Annotated in this window: 16 protein-coding genes; 7 read left to right on the plus strand and 9 right to left on the minus strand. The window is 71.7% G+C overall.

All coding sequences use genetic code 11. The annotated features are described in order from the left end of the window. Positions 1-140: 140 nt before the first annotated feature. Complete coding sequence (gene car, locus AC07BF_RS09165) at positions 141-3680, plus strand: carboxylic acid reductase (protein ID WP_363629787.1); 3540 nt, start codon at positions 141-143, stop codon at positions 3678-3680. 81 nt (positions 3681-3761) lie between these two features. After that, entirely contained in the window at positions 3762-4082 is a 321-nt protein-coding gene (locus tag AC07BF_RS09170) for an MFS transporter (RefSeq protein ID WP_363629786.1), read from the plus strand. Between the two features lie 76 nt (positions 4083-4158). Here the strand turns inward: AC07BF_RS09170 and AC07BF_RS09175 are convergent, their stop codons facing one another. Next, positions 4159-4719 carry a TetR/AcrR family transcriptional regulator gene (locus tag AC07BF_RS09175; protein ID WP_363629784.1) on the minus strand — a complete coding sequence of 187 codons (561 nt, stop codon included), beginning with the start codon at positions 4717-4719 and terminating at the stop codon, positions 4159-4161. Positions 4720-4803: 84 nt separating this feature from the next. Between AC07BF_RS09175 and AC07BF_RS09180 the strand changes: the two genes are divergently transcribed. Beyond that, on the plus strand, positions 4804-5652 hold the full coding sequence (locus AC07BF_RS09180) for a patatin-like phospholipase family protein (RefSeq protein ID WP_363629782.1): 849 nt from the start codon (positions 4804-4806) through the stop codon (positions 5650-5652). A gap of 104 nt (positions 5653-5756) precedes the next feature. Then, positions 5757-5969 carry a DUF397 domain-containing protein gene (locus AC07BF_RS09185; protein WP_363584659.1) on the plus strand — a complete coding sequence of 71 codons (213 nt, stop codon included), beginning with the start codon at positions 5757-5759 and terminating at the stop codon, positions 5967-5969. Between the two features lie 122 nt (positions 5970-6091). Here AC07BF_RS09185 and AC07BF_RS09190 read toward each other — a convergent pair whose 3' ends face one another. From AC07BF_RS09190 to AC07BF_RS09205, 4 genes are all read right to left on the minus strand, one after another. Continuing rightward, entirely contained in the window at positions 6092-7057 is a 966-nt protein-coding gene (locus AC07BF_RS09190; protein WP_363629780.1) for a methyltransferase domain-containing protein, read from the minus strand. A 191-nt stretch (positions 7058-7248) separates the two neighbouring features. Continuing rightward, a complete protein-coding gene (locus AC07BF_RS09195; protein ID WP_363629778.1) occupies positions 7249-8193 on the minus strand; it encodes a radical SAM protein in 945 nt (314 codons plus the stop codon). Positions 8194-8472: 279 nt separating this feature from the next. Further along, entirely contained in the window at positions 8473-8658 is a 186-nt protein-coding gene (locus AC07BF_RS09200) for a hypothetical protein (protein WP_363629777.1), read from the minus strand. After that, complete coding sequence (locus AC07BF_RS09205) at positions 8655-8918, minus strand: hypothetical protein (protein WP_363584647.1); 264 nt, start codon at positions 8916-8918, stop codon at positions 8655-8657. The genes AC07BF_RS09200 and AC07BF_RS09205 overlap by 4 nt, the downstream gene beginning before the upstream one ends. Positions 8919-9041: 123 nt before the next feature. Here AC07BF_RS09205 and AC07BF_RS09210 point away from each other — a divergent pair, with 123 nt between their 5' ends. The 3 genes from AC07BF_RS09210 (at position 9042) to sph (ending at position 11265) form a co-directional block, all read left to right on the plus strand. Beyond that, a complete protein-coding gene (locus AC07BF_RS09210; protein ID WP_363621650.1) occupies positions 9042-9872 on the plus strand; it encodes a helix-turn-helix domain-containing protein in 831 nt (276 codons plus the stop codon). After that, positions 9869-10081, plus strand: coding sequence for a DUF397 domain-containing protein (locus tag AC07BF_RS09215; protein ID WP_478333123.1), 213 nt, complete (start codon positions 9869-9871; stop codon positions 10079-10081). The genes AC07BF_RS09210 and AC07BF_RS09215 overlap by 4 nt, the downstream gene beginning before the upstream one ends. Positions 10082-10269: 188 nt before the next feature. Further along, positions 10270-11265 carry a sphingomyelin phosphodiesterase gene (gene sph, locus AC07BF_RS09220; RefSeq protein WP_478333124.1) on the plus strand — a complete coding sequence of 332 codons (996 nt, stop codon included), beginning with the start codon at positions 10270-10272 and terminating at the stop codon, positions 11263-11265. Between the two features lie 39 nt (positions 11266-11304). Here the strand turns inward: sph and AC07BF_RS09225 are convergent, their stop codons facing one another. The 4 genes from AC07BF_RS09225 to AC07BF_RS09240 all read right to left on the minus strand — a co-directional run bounded on the left by AC07BF_RS09225 (position 11305) and on the right by AC07BF_RS09240 (position 17722). Continuing rightward, positions 11305-13773, minus strand: coding sequence for a SpoIIE family protein phosphatase (locus AC07BF_RS09225; protein WP_363584639.1), 2469 nt, complete (start codon positions 13771-13773; stop codon positions 11305-11307). A 146-nt stretch (positions 13774-13919) separates the two neighbouring features. Beyond that, positions 13920-14540: a TetR/AcrR family transcriptional regulator gene (locus AC07BF_RS09230; RefSeq protein ID WP_363584637.1), complete on the minus strand. Its 621-nt coding sequence runs from the start codon at positions 14538-14540 to the stop codon at positions 13920-13922. Positions 14541-14683: 143 nt separating this feature from the next. Beyond that, the gene (locus AC07BF_RS09235) at positions 14684-16324 is read right to left on the minus strand and encodes an AMP-binding protein (protein ID WP_478333125.1); all 1641 of its coding nucleotides are present in this window, start codon (positions 16322-16324) and stop codon (positions 14684-14686) included. Between the two features lie 216 nt (positions 16325-16540). Next, positions 16541-17722 carry an acyl-CoA dehydrogenase family protein gene (locus AC07BF_RS09240; protein ID WP_363621641.1) on the minus strand — a complete coding sequence of 394 codons (1182 nt, stop codon included), beginning with the start codon at positions 17720-17722 and terminating at the stop codon, positions 16541-16543. Between the last annotated feature and the right edge of the window lie 6 nt (positions 17723-17728).

The raw sequence follows: 17728 nt of genomic DNA on the forward strand, positions 1-17728 counted from the left end.
GGTGCGGGGCAGGACCGCCACGTACGGAGTCCCCGCACGCCGACGAGCGCTCAACTCACTTCCACCGAACGGGCCTTCGGCGAAAAATGAAGACCGCCAACCCCTTGCACAGGCCTTCGAGGCCGTAGAGGAGAACACCGATGTCCGTCTTACCGCCCCCGGCCGACGACCTCGACGCACGCACCGCCCAGCGCACCGCCCACCTGTACGCGACGGATCCGCAGTTCCGTGCCGCCGCACCCCTGGACGCCGTCAGCGAGGCGATCCGGCGGCCGGGCCTCCCGCTCGCCGACCTCGTGGCCACGGTGATGGAAGGGTACGCGGACCGCCCCGCCCTGGGCGAGCGCGCCGCCGAGCCGGTGACCGACCCGGACACCGGCCGCACCACCCTGCGCCTCCTGGACCGGTTCGACACCGTCACCTACGGCGAACTGTGGGAACGCGTCGGCGCGGTGGCCTCCGAGTGGCGCCACCACCCCGACCACGCCGTGGGCCCGGGCGACTTCGTCGCCGTCCTCGGCTCCACCAGCCCCGAGTACGCCGTGCTGGATCTGGCCTGCGTCCGCTCCGGCGCGGTGAGCGTCCCCCTCCAGGCCGGCGCCTCGGCGGAACACCTGGCCCCCGTCGTCGCGCAGACCGGACCACGCCTGCTGGCGGTGGACGTGGCGCACCTGGACGTCGCGCTCCAGATCGCGGCGGACGCCCCGTCACTGGGCAGGATCGTCGTGCTCGGCCACCGCCCGGAGGTCACCGACCACCAGGAGGCGCTGGACGCCGCGCGCGGACGGCTGGCGACCCAGGGCCGGGGCGTCACCCTGGACACGCTGGCCTCGGTCATCGAGCGGGGCAGGAGCCTGCCACCGCTCCCCCGGGTCCCCGAGGGCTCGACGGCCGACACGCTCAGCGCGCTGATCTACACCTCGGGGAGCACTGGCACCCCCAAGGGCGCCGTGTACACCGAGCGTCTCGTCAAGAACTTCTGGATCGACTTCGTGCCCGGCCAGGGGACGCAGCCGTCCATCGTGCTCAACTACCTGCCCCTGAGCCACATGATGGGACGGGGCGTGCTGTTCGGCACGCTCGCCAAGGGGGGCACCGCCCACTTCGTGGCGTCGAGCGACCTGTCGACCCTCTTCGTGGACCTCTCCCTGGTCCGGCCCACCGAGTTCATCCTGGTGCCCCGCATCTGCGACATGCTCTTCCAGCGCTACCGGAGCGAGTCGGCCCGCCGGAACGAGCCGGACGAGGTCGGGGGCGACACCGCCGGGCAGGCGGACCGCGCGAAGGAGGAGCTGCGGGAGAAGACCCTGGGCGGCCGCCTCCTGTGGGCCACCTACGGCTCGGCCCCGATGAGCGCGGAGCTGGCGGCGTTCCTGGAGAGCTGCCTGCAGATCAGGGTGTTCAACGGCTACGGGTCGACGGAAGCCGGGCTGGTCTCGCTCGACGGCCGGGTGCTGCGCCCGCCGGTGACCGACCACCGGCTGGCGGACGTGCCCGAGCTGGGGTACTTCCGCACCGATTCCCCGCACCCCAGGGGCGAACTCCTGGTCAAGTCGGAACGCCTCGTTCCCGGCTACTTCCAGCAGCCGGACGCCACCGCCCAGGTCTTCGACGAGGACGGCTTCTACCGCACGGGCGACATCGTGGCCCTCACCGGCCCCGACGAGTTCGTCTACGTCGACCGCCGCTCCAACGTCCTCAAACTGTCGCAGGGCGAGTTCGTGGCCACCTCCCGGCTGGAAGCCCTCTTCACCGACAGTCCGCTCGTCCGGCAGGTCTTCGTGTACGGCAACAGCGCTCGCGCCTACCTGCTCGCGGTCATCGTGCCCACCCAGGAGGCGCTCGACCTCGCCGCCGAGGACGGTCCGCGTCTCAGGTCGCTCCTGCGCGAGTCCCTACACCGCCTCGCCACCGAGGCGGGCCTCAACTCGTACGAGATCCCACGGGACTTCCTCATCGAGACCGAGCCGTTCAGCCAGCAGAACGGGTTGCTCTCCGGCGTGCGCAAGCTGCTGCGCCCCGCGCTGGCGAAGCGCTACGGCGAGCGCCTCGAAGCCCTGTACGCCGAGCTGACCGAGCGCGAGAGCGACGAACTCCGGGCACTGCGCCAGGTCGGCCCGTCCCGGCCCGTACCGGAGACCGTGTGCCAGGCCGCCCGCGCGCTGCTCGGACACCGGCAGGACGACGTCCACCCCGGGACGCGCTTCCTCGAACTCGGCGGCGACAGCCTCTCCGCGCTGTCGTTCTCCCAACTGCTCAAGGAGGTCTATCGCGTCGACGTCCCCGTCGACGTCGTCATCAACCCGGTCAACACGCTCCAGCGGGTGGCCGACCACATCGAGAACGCCCTCGCGTCGGGCGACCGGCGCCCGACCGCCGACCAGGTCCACGGACCGGGCGCGACGCGGCTCGTGGCGGGCGACCTGACACTGGACGCGTTCCTCGACACGGGGACCCCGACGCGGACCGGCAGGCCGAGGGGCCCGCTGCCCGAGACGCGGACCGTCCTGCTGACCGGCGCCAACGGCTACCTGGGCCGCTTCCTGTGCCTCGAATGGCTGGAGCGCGTCGCGCAGCGCGGCGGCACACTGGTCTGCGTGGTCCGCGGCGCCACCGACGAGTCGGCCCGGGCGCGGCTCGACGCGGCCTTCGACAGCGGCGACCCGGAGCTCCTCCGGCGCTACCACGGCCTGGCCGCCGAGCACCTGGAGGTGGTCGCCGGCGACGTCGGGGAGAGCGACCTCGGGCTCGACCGGGAGACCTGGCAGCGGCTGGCCGACACCGTGGACCTGATCGTCCACCCGGCGGCACTCGTCAACCACGTCCTGCCCTACGACCAGTTGTTCGGCCCCAACGTGCTGGGCACGGCCGAACTGATCAGGCTCGCGGTCACCTCCAGGGCCAAACAGTTCACCTACCTGTCGACGGTCGCCGTCGTCTTCGATTCCGAGGCCGCGGCCGACGAGGACGCGGACATCCGCACGGCCTGCGGGACGCGCGACCTCGGCAGCGGCTACGCGAACGGCTACGCGGCCAGCAAGTGGGCGGGCGAGGTGCTGCTGCGCGAGGCGCACGACACGTTCGGCCTCCCGGTCGCCGTGTTCCGCTCGAACCTGATCCTCGCCCACCCGCGCTACCGGGGGCAGCTGAACGTCCCGGACGTGTTCACCCGCCTCCTGCTGAGCCTGCTGGCGACCGGCATCGCCCCCGGCAGCTTCTACGCCCGGGGCACCGGTGACGTCGACGGGCACTACGACGCGCTGCCCGTGGACTTCACCGCGCAGGCCGTCGCCGCGCTGGGCGACGACACCCGGGAGGGGTACCGGACCTTCAACATCGTGAACCCGCACGAGGACGGAATCTCCCTCGACACCTTCGTCGACTGGCTGGTGGCGGCCGGACACCCCCTGACGCGCATCGACGACTACGACGAGTGGCTCGACCGCTTCGAGAGCTCCATGCGCGCTCTGCCCGACCGCCAGCGGCAGCACTCGCTGCTCCCCCTGCTGCACGCCTTCTCCACGCCGTCGGAGCCGCTGCCCGGATCCGCCCTGCCGGCGGACCGGTTCCGCGCGGCGGTCCGGGCCGCCGCCCTCAACGAGGAGAACGACATCCCGCACCTGTCGCAGGACCTGATCACCAAGTACGTGGCAGACCTCCGGGCGCAGCACCTGCTGTAGCCGGTCCGCCCTCCTCCTCCGCACCCACCTCCGCACCCGCTGGCGGGAACGGCCACGGCCGTTCCCGCCGGTGGCTTCACCGTGCTGGTGTCCGCCCCCGCGCTGTCCGTCGTGGCGTGCACCCTGCTCGGGCTGGGCGGCGGCGCGTGCCTCGTCCTCGCGCTGACCTTCCGGAGCGAACGCGCCGGCAGCTCCGGCGAAGCCGCCGCGTCGGCCGGCAAGACGCAGTCCATCGGCTACCTCGTGGCGGCGGCCGGGCCCCTCCTCCTCGGGATCCTGCACGACACCACGGGCAACTGGACGCTTCCGCTCACGGTCCCGGCCGTCCTCGGCATCGCCATGGCGGCTGCCGGATACGGCGCGGGGCAGGACCGTCACGGGTGCCTTCCTCGGCCTCGCTGACGTCACCGTCACCGTCACCGTCACCGCACGCAGCCCCGTCCGTCACGCCTCTCGCACGTTCACCGCTCTCGCGTGTTCACCGCCCGAGGAGTTCAGCGAAGCGGTCCAGCGCACGGTCGGTGCGCCGGCGGTCGCCGGTGGTCGTGAGGTCGAACAGCAGACCCCGGATGACGGCCATGACCAACGTGGGCGTGACGGTGTCGTCAGGGCCGGTGGAGACGTCCCGGAAGGTGGCGCCGAGAGTGTCGAACCAGTCCGTGATCGCCTCGGCCTGGCCGGGGTAGTTCTCGGGGTGGACCAGGCCATCGGCGTGCACCTCGAAGAACAGCCGGACGAACGGCGCGCGTTCGTCCGCGCTCATCCACACCCAGATGCCCCGCAGCCGCTCCTGCACGGAGCCCTTCATCGGCGCGGGGTGCCCGGCCAGACGTACCGCGCCCCGGCGACGGGCCTCGGCGAGGACCGCCGCGACCAACTCCTGCTTGCTGCCGAAGTCGTAGAGCAGCATCCGTGGACTGGTGTCGAGGGCTGCGGCCAGTGGTCGCAGGCTCAGTCCGGCCAGGCCGTGCGCCAGCACGTAGTCGGTCGCCCGAGCCAGCGTGCGCTCGCGACGGGCGGGGTCGGCGGGTCGCCCCACGGTGGATCTCCCTTCGGCGCATCGGAGTTGAAACGGCATTGGCGATTATATGGTACGACTGTTTCAATAACGAGGGGAGACCACATGCACACCGTCGACCGAGCGCTCGTCCTGGGCCCCGGAAGTCACGTCGGCACGGCCTGGACAGCCGGACTGGCCTACGGATTGCGCCGCAACGGCGTGGATCTGGGCGAGGCCGACCTGATCGTCGGCACGTCAGCCGGCTCGATCGTCGGAACGCTGCTCGCCACCGGACAGGACCCGGGGCGGCTCGCTTCCTCCGCTCGCCAGGCCGCTCACCGGGTCAAGCCTGACCCCGAGCGGATGGGCGCGGTGTTCGCCGTACTCGGCGACCGCGGCTTGGAACCCGGCGAGGCGAGGCGTCGCGTCGGCCGCCTCGCGCTCGACGGCACCGACCCCCGAGCCGAGGAGGCGCTGATCGCGGGGCGCGCCGCCCTGATCGGTGCGGACGCGTGGCCGGAGCGACGACTGCTGATCGCCGCCGTCTGTGCCACCACCGGTGAGCCCGTGGTGTGGGACCGCGACAGCGGCGTGCCGCTGGTGCACGCGGTGGCGGCGAGCAGCGCCTTCCCCGGAGCCGCACCGCCCGTCGCCATCGACGGCCGGCGGTACATGGACGGTGCGCTGCGCGCAGGCCCCAACGCCGATCTCGCCGCTGGAGCCCGCACGCTGGTCGTGGTCGAGCCGATGGCCCACCTGTTCCCCCGGGAACCGCTCAACCAGCAGCTGGCGGCAGTGGGGGCGGACGCCGTGGTGACCATCGGCCCCGATCCGGCCTCGGTGCGCGCTTTCGGCTCGGACACGGGCGACCTGGCGGCCTGGGAACCGGCCTACCAGGCGGGCCTCCGCCAGGCCGGCGACGTCGAGGCGCAACTCCGCACCATGTGGAGGGCGGAAGTCGACGCGGGCTGAGCGCCGATCAGGTCGGCGCGATCACCAGCATCTGCCTGCCTGACTTCCGGGGTAGCCCTATGACACCTGACAGTTCATCATCGGGCCCGAAGGGAATTCCAGTCATGACCGACCGCGTAGACCTGTCCGGCGCTTCCTGGATCACATCCTCGTACTCCAACAACGGTGGCAACTGCGTGGAGGTCGCCACCGACGTCCCCAACCTCGCTCCCGTCCGCGACTCCAAGGACCCCGAGGGTCCTGCCCTCGTCTTCCCCGCCGACACCTGGTCATCGTTCATCGCCACGATCCGGACCGGCGAGTTCGGCGAGGTCTGACGCGCACCTTGTCCGAGCCCCACTGCCCACGGCGGGCAGTGGCGATCGCGCATCGCCGCCGATGACACCGTTCCAGGCAGGGCCCCGCCCTGGAGAAGCCGGACGGGGCCGTCCGGTTACGGTCAGCCGATGGTGGCCGACCACCGGCCCCGGGACAGGTGGATCGCGCCGTCCGGGGTGACGACGGCGCGGCAGCCGTAGAGCGGCAGGCCGCCTTCGACCTCCCGCCAGTTCCGGATGGATTCGAGTTCCGACCACAGGCGACGGGGGCCGCTCTGGTGGACGGTCGGCGGCTCGAACTTCGTTGCCTCGGCCCGTGCCCACGACCCGTCCGGATGGGCGAGCCAGGCCGTACGGCCCTCGGGGGTCTCCTCGAAGTCGACTTCGATGCCCGGGATGCTGATCGTGAGCATCGACCAGACTTCCCAGTTGTTGCGGATGTCGGTGACCGGGTACCGGAAGAGCTTGACGTTCTCCCCGTCGGCTTCGCGGGCGGTCTCGAACAGCTCGTCCAGGCCGGGCGGGTAGGCGGAGCCGTGGCGCGTGGTCATGAAGCCCGCCCAGTCGCGCTCGATCACTCCGGTCGCTCCGCCGTCCGGGGTCTTCCAGGCCGTCAGGATCAGCGCCGTGTCCGCGATGGTGGTGACGAGCCGTCCTCCGCGCCGAAGCGCCTGGAGCCACGAGACCGGAACGGGGCGGGCGGACACGGTGGCCACGATCCGGTCGTAGTCACCCGGGAGGGCGTCGGTGGCGTCCTGAGTGACGAAGTGGGGGCTCAGCCCCATGCCTGCGAGGCGGTCCCGCGCGGCGTCGACCAGGTACCCGTCGATGTCCACGCTCGTCACGCGGTCCGAACCGAGCCGCGTGGCGGCAATGGCGGTCAACCCGCCCGCGCCGGTGCCGATGTCCAGCAGGTCGTGCTCGGCGGCGATCCGGCCGTGCCGCAGCATCTTGACCACGAGCGGCGTGAGCGTGGCCGACGACGTGGGCAGCCCGGTCGGGCGGTCATCCGGCTTCGCATGGTCCGCGTGCAACCCGCCCACGCTGGTCACCAGGGACTCGTTCCCGTAGGCCTGCTGGAGCCACAAGTCCGGGTTCGCTTCCCCTACCTGAAGCTGCCAAGTGCCGTCCTCGACAGGCTCCCACCACCTGGGGACCAGTTCGTGCCGGGGGATGCCAGCCACCGGGTTCCGCCATCGGGAGTCCGGATCGGTCGCCCGAGCGGCCAGATCGGCGGCCCGTCCTTGCCATGGGATGTTTGTCATGCCTCGGGAGCCTTTCAGAACTTCGGCGCGCACGCCTCGGTGTTGGCGGGGTTGCAGTCGTTGCTGTCGTTCGGCGGACAGCCACCGAGCGACACGGGGACGAGCTCGTACTTCGGCGCGCACGCCTCCGTGTTGGCCGGGTTGCAGTCGTTGGAGTCATTCGGCGGACAACCCATGGCGGCCTTGCGCGGGATGCTCGCGGTGATCTCCGCCCACCGGGGGCCGGTGAGGACGCTCCGGAGCCCGCCCGGATCCTGCACGTTGCCGGTCGGCAGAAACCTTCCGAGCACACACGGGACAACGGCGCCGTCGGGGAGAACGGCCAGCCGCCCCAGCGCGCACCTACCGCACAGGGCATCCATGGTCGGCGCAGTACCGCCGCTGCCTCGTCCAACCGCGCGTGCGTTGTCCAGGGTGACGGTTTCGACGCCCAGCGCCCGCAGCTCGTCCACGGCCAGCTTCTCCAGCTGCCCGTCGTGACAGCGGACGACGCCGGCCCGGATCGGAATACCGAGGCGGACGGCCTTGACGATGTTGGTCCGAGTCTTCTCGTGGGAGCCCGGCTTGTTCGTCACCTTGTCGTGCTCCCCGGAGTTGACGGAGTAGTACGAGGTGGCCAGCCGGACGCCCGGCTTCGAGAAGACCGCCCAACCCTTGTCCGTGACGTGAAAGAGGTTGGAGAAGACCTCGACGCCGAGTCCGTGACTCAGCGCGTGGTCGACGAGGTCCGCCCAGCCCGGAAAGGTCGTGGGCTCTCCGCCGATCAGCTGGACGACCTTGACGCCAAGTTCGGCGCACTCACCGATCACCGCCTTCCAGTCGTCCAGGGTCATCGCGCCGTGCGGCACGGTCGGGCCGGAGTCACTGAGACAGTGCCCGCACGACATCTGACACTTGTCGGTCAGCTCCAGCTCTACGGTGCCGGGCACGTCCAGCGCCAACGTCATGATGGTGTTCACGTTGTGCTCCCTTCCAGTTCGGTGGTGCGGATGGGCTGGTTCAAACTGGCTGCCCGCCCCGGGCAGCCGGCTGACTGGGCAACGGTTCACTGTCCCTGGGGCAGGGGTTCCGACCAGGGGAGATCTGGGCTCCACTGACCGGTGATTGAGGCGGCCGCTCCCCGTCGGCGGAGTGGCCGACGGGGAGCGGTGTGGCTCGGCGAGGGTCTGGCGCCAACGTGCCCTCGGAGCCGGCCGGCAGGGGAGGTAGGCCTGCCGGCGCCCGTCCGTGATTGCCTGTCACGGACGGGCGTTGAACCCCGCCACCGCGCGGGATGAGCACTCGCGGCGCGGTGGCGGGAGCTTGTCGGTCCGGTTCGCGGTTCGGCCGACAGCGGCGCGGCAGCCGTTGACCACAGCGGTGAAGCCGCCGGCCGCCAACGAGCTGACGTGCAGCCCGGCGAGCAGCATCTCCCCCGAGGTCACGCCGGCTCCGGGAACATCGGCCGACGCTGCGGGCTGCTCCCCGTACCCGGCGCGATCTCCCTGGGGTCGCACCGTCGCAGCTGATCGGGCCTGGTCGTCCACTCGCACCCCCCGCCGAGCGGCCTCAGGAAGGCCGCCCCGCAGAGGATCTCCATGAAGACCCCCTCCTTCGGCTTGCCGTCGTCGTCACGGTGCTTCAGGTCCCGCACCACCTCGTTGCGGACGAAGTCGGGCAGCGCGGATTTCGGGTTTTCGGGCATGGGGGTCTCCGTAGCGCTTCGCTCTTGGCGTGTCACTTGCTGTAGCCATGGTGGCGTGGTCTCCACTACGATCGCCAGAGTCTTACCTTTGACAGCAATGTCGTGTGAAGGAGCCGAAGGATCATGGCTGAAGCCGAGGTTGACGCCCAAGCATCACCGCAGGTGCGCTTTGGCCAGGAGCTTCGCAGGTCACGACGGGCAAGGCGCTGGTCGCAGGCCGAAACTGCCAAGCGCCTGGGGTACTCGGGCGCGCACATCTCATATGTCGAGAACGGGAAGCGTTCCCCAACACGGGCACTGGCTGTTAAGGCCGATGAGGTGTTCGAGTCAGGCCAACGGTTCTACGAGTTGTGGCGGCGATTCAGCCGCGCAGCGCTTCTTGAGGGCTTCGCCGAGTTCGCCGACGCTGAGGCACGATGCCGCCGACTGAGAACGGTCGGCCTGATCATCGTTCCTGGGCTGTTCCAAACCCCTGCCTATGCAAGGGCACTGGCACAATCGGCCGTCAGGCGCGGCACGATCACCCCCGCTGAGGCCGATGAACGCACCGACTATCTGTCCTTGCGTCAGGAGATCCTCACCCAAAAGACTCCCCCGATGATTCACGCAGTGATCGAAGAAGGCGTTCTCCTCCGCCCCATCGGCGGGCCGCAGGTCATGGCTGAACAGCTCCGCCACCTTGAGGAACTGGCTCAGCGCCCGTACATCACGATGCAGGTGGCGCCGTTTGCCATCGGCGAGAACCTGTCCTTCACACTGCCGGTGGTCCTGCTGAACCTCCCCGACCAAACAGTCGTGGGGTATGCGGAATCGACCGCGAGAGGCCACCTTGAGCGGTCTCGCACAACGGTTGCAGGATGGGAGAGGGACTACGATCAGATGCTGGTGGAAGCGCCGCCGCAGGCCGCATCCCAGGCGATGATCCGCAGGGCCCGAAAGGAACTCCAATCATGACCGACCTCGTAGACCTGTCCGGCGCTTCCTGGATCAAATCCTCCCACTCCAATAACGGCGGTGACTGCGTAGAGGTAGCTCCTGGCTTCCCTGGCCTGACGCCCGTCCGTGACTCCAAGGACCCCGAGGGTCCTGCCCTCGTCTTCCCCGCCGAGGCCTGGTCGTCGTTCGTCGCCGCCGTCCAAGCCGGCGAGTTCGGCGAGGTCTGACGCGCACAACTCTCGCGAGCCCCACCACCCTCAGCGGGTGGTGGGGTTCGCGCGTTCTTGGCGGTGACAGTGTTTCAACTGCGTTCACCGAATGCTCTTGCGCGGTCTTGTGCACCGTGCGGGCGGCGACGTTGGATGTACACCATCCGCTGACCGTCGCGTTCACGTCATACCCTCACGGAGCCCCAATGCCGCTGTCGTCCCTCCGCAAGGCCGCCGCCGCCTGCGCTGCCGCCGCCGTGCTCGGCGCGCTCGCCACCGCCCCCGCCACGGCCGCCACCGGCGCCACGACCGAGAGCGCCCCGGTCACCGCGCCCGCGCTGGACGTCCTCACGTACAACACGTTCCTGATGAGCACGACCCTCTACCCCAACTGGGGCCAGGAGCACCGGGCGCAGGCGATCGCCTCGGCGGACTTCTTCCAGGGCCACGACGTGGTCGTCCTGGAGGAGGCCTTCGACAACGCGGCCTCCGACGCCCTGACCGCCAAGGCCTCGGCCGCCTACCCGTACCACACCCCGGTCGTCGGCCGCTCCACCAGCGGCTGGGACGCGACCTCCGGCAGCTACAGCTCCACCACCCCCGAGGACGGCGGCGTGACGCTGCTCAGCAAGTGGCCGATCCTGCGCAAGGAGCAGTACGTCTACAAGGACGCCTGCGGCTCGGACTACTTCTCGAACAAGGGCTTCGTCTACGCCGTCCTGAACGTGAACGGCCAGCGCACCCACGTGGTCGGCACCCACCTGCAGTCCACCGACTCGGGCTGCTCCAACGGCCAGCCGGCCGCCATCCGGGCCAAGCAGCTCACGGCCATGCGCGGCTTCCTGGACGCCAAGCAGATCCCGGCGAACGAGCCGATCCTGCTCGCCGGTGACCTCAACATCGACTCGCACGGCTCCGAGTACCAGTCCCTGCTGGACAACGCCAACCTGGCGCCGGCCTCCGCCCGCACGGGCTGGCCGTACTCCTTCGACACCGCCGACAACTCCATCGCCGCCTACCGCTACCCGGGCGAGCCCAAGGAGGACCTGGACTACGTGCTCTACCGGGCCGACCACGCCCGCCCGCAGCAGTACACCAACCAGGTCCTGCGCACGCACAGCGCGCCGTGGACGGTGAGCAGTTGGGGCAAGAGCTACACCTACACCGACCTCTCCGACCACTACCCGCTCGCCGCGCACTGACCGGGGAAGCGCACTGACCAGGGACTGACCCGCGGGGAACTAAGCAGCCCCGAACGGCAGTTCCAGCTCGGCCCAGACCACCTTGCCGTCCCTGGTCAGCCGGCTGCCCCAGCGCTGGGCCAGCTCGCTGACCAGGAACATGCCGCGCCCGCCCTCGTCCTGCTCGGCGAAGGGGCGCAGCTGCGGGGCCGCCCCGCCGGCGTCGGAGACCTCCAGGGTGAGCACCCGGTCGCGGAACAGCCGCAGCCGCCGCGGGGCGTCGGCGTGCAGCAGGGCGTTCGTGACCAGCTCGCTGACCAGCAGCTCGGCGTAGTCGGAGAGGGCGGTCAGGCCCCAGGCGTCCAGGGTGGCGCGGGTGAAGCGGCGGGCCTTGCCGGGCAGCCGGCCGCCGCCGGTGAGCGGGAGGGTGGCGATCCGGTCGGCGGGCAGCGGCAGCACCCGCGCCATGATCATCGCGATGTCGTCCTCGGTGCCGTCGGTGACCAGTGCGCCGAGGACGGCGTCGCAGTTCTCCTCCAGGGTCCGGCCGGGCCCGGCGAGGGTGTCGGCCAGCAGGTCGATGCCGTCGTCGAGGTCCTGGCCGCGCCGCTCGACCAGGCCGTCGGTGTAGAGGGTGACCATGCCGCCCTCGGGCAGGGTGAACTCGATCGACTCGAAGGCCACCCCGCCGACGCCCAGCGGCACGCCGGGCGGCACCTCGACCCTGCTGGCGGTGCCGTCGGGGGCGACCCAGATCGGCGGCAGGTGGCCGGCCGAGGCGACCTGGACGGTGCGCTCCAGCGGGTCGTATACCGCGCAGATGCAGGTGGCGAACTGGCCCTCGCCGATGCCCGAGGCGGTCTCGTCCAGGCGTGTGAGGACCTGCTCGGGCGGCATGTCGAGGGTGGCGAGCGTGCGGGCGACGGTGCGCAGCTGGCCCATGGTGGCGGCGGCCCGGATGCCGTGGCCCATCACGTCGCCGACCACCAGGGCGACCCGGCCGCAGGACAGCGGCACGACGTCGAACCAGTCGCCGCCGACCTCGCTGACCACACTGCTGGGCAGGTAGCGGTAGGCGATCTCCAGGCCCAGGGTGCGGTGGATCTCCTGTGGCAGCAGGCTGCGCTGGAGGGTGAGCGCCGTCTCCCGCTCGCGCCGGTAGAGCCGGGCGTTGTCGATGGCCAGCGCGGTGCGGGCGACCAGTTCCTCGGCGAGCGCCACGTCGGCGTCGCTGAACGGCTCGGAGTTGCGCATCCGGATGAACTCGGAGCCGCCGAGCACCATGCCCCGGGCGGTGAGCGGCACCATCAGGTACGAGTGGATGCCCGCCGCGATGCCGGGCTCGACCCGGTCCTCGCTGGCGACCAGGCCGCGCAGCACCTCGGCGTCCACGTGGGCGCGCAGCAGGGGGCGTCCGCTGCGCAGGCACTGGGTGTAGCTGCGGTCGGGGGCGTACTCGGAGGTCTCGCCGACGGTGTCCACGGCGTGCGCGAGGCCCGACTCGTAGGACTCGCCGACGGCGACGGCACGCAGGGTGACCGTCCGGTCGGAGGGGATGGGGGTGGGTTCGGCGCCGCGCAGCACCGGTTCCAGCAGGTCGACGGTGGCGAAGTCGGCGAACCGGGGGACGACGGCCTCGATCAGCTCCTCCGCGGTGCGCTGGAGGTCGAGGGTGGTGCCGATCCGGGCCGTCGCCTCCGCGATGGTGGCGAGCCGCTCCTGGGCGCGGGCGGCGCGGGCCTCGGCCTGGAAGCGCTCGGTGACGTCGATGATCGAGGAACAGACGCCGAAGACCCGGCCGGTGGAGTCCTCCAGCCGGAAGTAGGAGGCGGACCAGGCGCGGTCGCGCTTGGGGTCCCCGGGCACCCGGCCGTGGGAGCGGGCGTCCACCACGGGCTTGCCGCTCCTGAGCACCTGCCTCATGGTCTGCTCGATCTCGACGCTGTTGATGCCGGGCAGCACCGCGGGTATCCGGCGGCCGAGGTGGGCGGCGACGGGGACGCCGTTCATCCGGGCGAGCGCCTCGTTGAGCCGGACGTAGCGCAGCTCGGTGTCGTACACGGCCATGCCGATCGGTGAGCGGTCGAAGACGCCGTCGAGGACGGCGAGGTCGGCCTCGACCGCCTGGAGGGCGCGGATGTCGGAGGCGGTGGCGAGCAGCAGCAGGGTGCCGGCCGGGCCGGCGATCGGGTAGGTGCGGAACTCCAGGTCGACCTTGTGGCCGTCGCGGTGGCGGACGGGGAAGACGCCGGACCAGCCGGTGGAGCCGCCCATGATGTGGGAGAACAGGGACAGCACCTCGGGGCGGTCGGTGCCGTCGGTGAGCAGCTGGGCGGCGTAGCTGCCGACGGCCTCCTCGGCGGAGTAGCCGAGCAGCGCCTCGGCGTCCTCGCTCCAGTGCAGGATCAGGCCGTCGCCCTGGAGCAGGGCCGTCGCGAGCGGGACGAGTCGGTGGCCTTCGGGGCGTACGGGGGTGCCGCCCGGTGCGGGGCCGGCGGCGGAGGTCACGTCCCACTCGTTTCCGTGCATGATCAGGCAGCACCCCGGTTCGGCTCGTGCCCGGCCGGGGGCCTCACGGTCCGTGTCGGCCGGGATTCTTCTCCAGACTGCACGGACATCGGCCGCCCGGCGACCCCTTGGTCAGGGGTCGTCCGGTCGCTCCGGTAGTACGGGAGTCATGGGCGTACCGGCCGCAGCGTACTCTCCAGAACGCCGGTCCACTGCCGGATCACCCCGGATCGTCGGACGCTGTCGTCGGTGAGCAGGTTGGCCAGGCCCAGCCCGCGGGCGAGGTCGAGGGTGGCCTGCACGGACTCGCGCACGCCGGGGCGGGTCTCGTCGGCGTCCAGGAACTCGACGGCGGCCCGGTGGGCCTCCCGGCCGACGTGCCCCTCCAGGGCGATGATCCGCTCGCGCAGCGGCTCCTCGGTGGCGGCGGCCGTCCACAGGTGCAGGGCGGCGCGGAACAGGGGACCGGTGTAGAGGCGCACGATCATGTCGACGACGGCCCGGGTGCGGTCGGGGCCGGCGGCCGGCAGCTCGTCCGTGTGGGCGCGGACGGCGGCCAGCCGCTCGGCGGTGACGTGTTCGACGGCCGCGGTGAACAGGTCCTCGCGGGTCGGGAAGTGGTGCTGGGCGGCACCCCGGGACACTCCGGCGCGCTCGGCGACCACCGTGACGGTGGAGCCGTGCCAGCCGAGCTCGGCCAGGCAGTTCACGGCCGCCGCGAGCAGCCGGGCCCGGGTGGCGCGGCTGCGGTCCTGCTGGGGGGTGCGGACGGCGGGGTGGCTGGTCATGGCTGGCGGCGGTTCCTGTTCCGGTGGGGGCTCGGCGGGCCGGTCGTGCCCGACGGGCCCGTCGCGGTCGGCGGGCCCGCCGTGCTCGGCGGGTCGATCCTCACAGACGGGCGCCGGTCTTCGGCCGCCGGGGGCCCGGCCGCTCAGCGGGAGGCCTCGGGGGCGGTGGGCGCGGCGGCTGCGGTCGCGGACGCCGCACGGCGCTCGGCCTCGCGGGCCCGCAGCTCGCGGCGGAGGATCTTGCCGGCCGCGGACTTGGGGACGGCCTCGACGAACTCCACCGCGCGGACCTTCTTGTACGGGGCCACCAGCCCGGCCACGAAGCCGGTGACGTCCTCCGCGCTCAGGCCGCTGCCCGGAGCACGGACCACGAAGGCCTTGGGGCACTCGGTGCCGTCGGCGTCCGGGACGCCGATCACGGCGGCGTCGACGATCTGCGGGTGGCCGAGCAGCACGGCCTCCAGTTCGGCCGGGGCCACCTGGTGGCCCTTGTACTTGATCAGCTCCTTCACCCGGTCGACGATGTACAGGTACCCCCGGTCGTCGACGAAGCCGACGTCGCCGGTGTGCAGCCAGCCCTCGGAGTCGACCACCGCGGCGGTGTCGGAGGGCCGGCCGAAGTACCCCTTCATCACCTGCGGGCCCCGGATCAGCAGCTCGCCCGGCTCGCCGGGCCCGAGGTCCTCGCCGGCCCCGTCCAGGGCGGCGACCCGCAGCTCGGTGGAGGGAATCAGCCGCCCCACCGAGCCGGGCGAGGGGTCGCGCTCCAGCGGGGAGACCACATGGGTGACCGGGGACAGCTCGGTCATGCCGTAGCCCTGGAGCAGGTGCGGCAGGCCCAGGCGGCGGGCGCAGGCGGCGGCGAGCTCCGGATCCAGCGGAGCGGCCGCGCACAGCAGGTACTCGACGGAGGAGAGGTCGAAGCGGTCCACGACCGGGTGCCTGGCCAGGGCGAGCGCGATCGGCGGGGCGACCACCAGCGCCTGCACCCGCTGCTCCTCGATGGTGCGGCAGAACTGCTCCAGGTCGAAGCGGGGCAGCACCACCACGGTGGCGCCGCAGCGCAGCGGCTGGTTGAGCAGCGCGGTCAGGCCGTAGATGTGGAAGAAGGGCAGCACGGCTAGCACCCGCTCGCCCACGGCGGGCCGGTAGAGGGCGTCGCACTGGGCGAGGTTGGTGGCGATCGAGCGGTGGGTGAGCATCACCCCCTTGGGCAGTCCGGTGGTGCCGCTGGAGTAGGGCAGTACGGCGACGTCCCGGCCCGGGTCGATGGCGATCCCGGGGGCGGGGCCGGTGGTGGTCAGCAGGTCGGCGAGCGAGCGGTGGCCCTCCGCGCCGTCCAGGACGAGGATCTCGGCCAGTGGGCCGCCCTGCTCGGCGAGCAGGGCGGCGGCCTTGCTGGCGGTCGGCAGGAGCGGGGAGACGGTCACCAGCCAGCGGGCGCCGCTGTCGCCGAGCTGCCCGGCCAGGTCGGCGGGCGTGGCCATCGAGGACACCGTGGTCACGGTGGCGCCGGCCCGGGTGGCACCGTAGAAGGCCGTCGGGTAGCCGAGCGTGTTGGGGCTGAACAGGGCCACCACGTCGCCCTGGCGCACCCCGGCCGCGGCCAGTCCGGCGGCCACCCGCTCGACGCCGGCGGCGAGCCGCGCGTAGCTCACGCACTCCCCGGTGACGCCGTCGATCAGGGCCGGCCGGTCACCGTACGCCGCCGCGCCGCCGAGCACCGCCTCATGGATCGGCAGGTCCACCGTCGACACGTCCGGGAATTCGCTGCGGAACACCAAAGTAAGCCTCCAGAAAGGTAGTTGACGCATCGGCTGGCGCGGCGAAAGGTCGACCGAGGGTACGAACAGGAGCATACGGACCATGACGTCCGCCACTGCAAAGTTCGCCGAGATGTCCCTCTGGTGACCCACCGGGGGCACGCCGGGCGGGTGCGTCCGGTGGGTCCGGTAGGTGCTTCCGGTAGGTGCTTCCGGTGCGCCCTGGATGGAGGCGGACTAGTAGGACTTCGGGAGGCCGAGGGTGTGCTGGGCGACGTAGTTGAGCACCATCTCGCGGCTGACCGGGGCGACCCGGCCGACCCGGGTGGCGGCCAGCAGCGCGCCCAGCCCGTACTCCTGGGTGAGGCCGTTGCCGCCCAGCGTCTGCACCGCCTGATCGACGGTACGGGCGGCGGCCTCGCCGGCCGCGTACTTGGCCATGTTGGCGGCCTCCCCGGCGGCCAGGTCCTCCCCCGCGTCGTAGAGCAGCCCGGCCTTCTGGGTCATCAGCCGGGCCAGCTCGATCTCCACCGCGCACTGGGCCAGCGGGTGGGCCAGGCCCTGGTGGGCGCCGATCGGGGTGGACCAGACGGTGCGGGTCTTCGCGTACTCGACGGCCTTGCCGAGGGCCTGGCGGGCCAGGCCGAGGGAGAACGCGGCGGTCAGCACGCGCTCGGGGTTGAGGCCCGCGAACAGTTGCAGCAGGCCGGCGTCCTCGTCGCCGACCAGGGCGTCGGCGGGCAGCCGGACGTCGTCCAGGAAGACCTGGAACTGCTTCTCGGGGGCGACGAGTTCCATCGGTATCGCCCGGTACTCGAAGCCGGCGGCGTCGCGCGGGACGATGAACAGACAGGGCTTGAGCCTGCGGCCCCCGCCGGTGTCCGCGGTCTCGGTGCGGGCGACGAACAGCACGGCGTCGCAGTGGTCGATGCCGGAGACGAACACCTTGCGGCCGGTCAGCAGCCAGTCCCCGCCGTCCCGGCGGGCGACGGTGGAGATCCGGTGCGCGTTGGAGCCGGCGTCCGGCTCCGTGATGCCGAAGGCCATCTTGCGGCTGCCGTCGGCGAGTCCGGGCAGCCAGCGCTGCTTCTGTTCCTCGGTGCCGAAGCGGGCGATCACGGTACCGCAGATCGCCGGGGAGACGATGAGCAGCAGCAGCGGACAGCCGGCCGAGCCCAACTCCTCCAGCACGATGGCCAGATCGGTGATGCCGCCGCCCCCGCCGCCGTACTCGGCGGGCAGGTTCACGCCGAGGTAGCCGGCCTTGCCCGCGTCCGCCCACAGCTCGTCGGCGGGCTCGCCGGCCCGGGCCTTGGCCATGTAGTAGGCGGAGCCGTAGCGGCGGCCGAGGTCGCCGACGGCCTGGCGCAGGGCCCGGCGTTCTGTGGTCTCGATGAGCTGACTGCCGATGGTGGACATGCGGGG

This window comes from Kitasatospora sp. NPDC043950, from assembly GCF_056435345.1.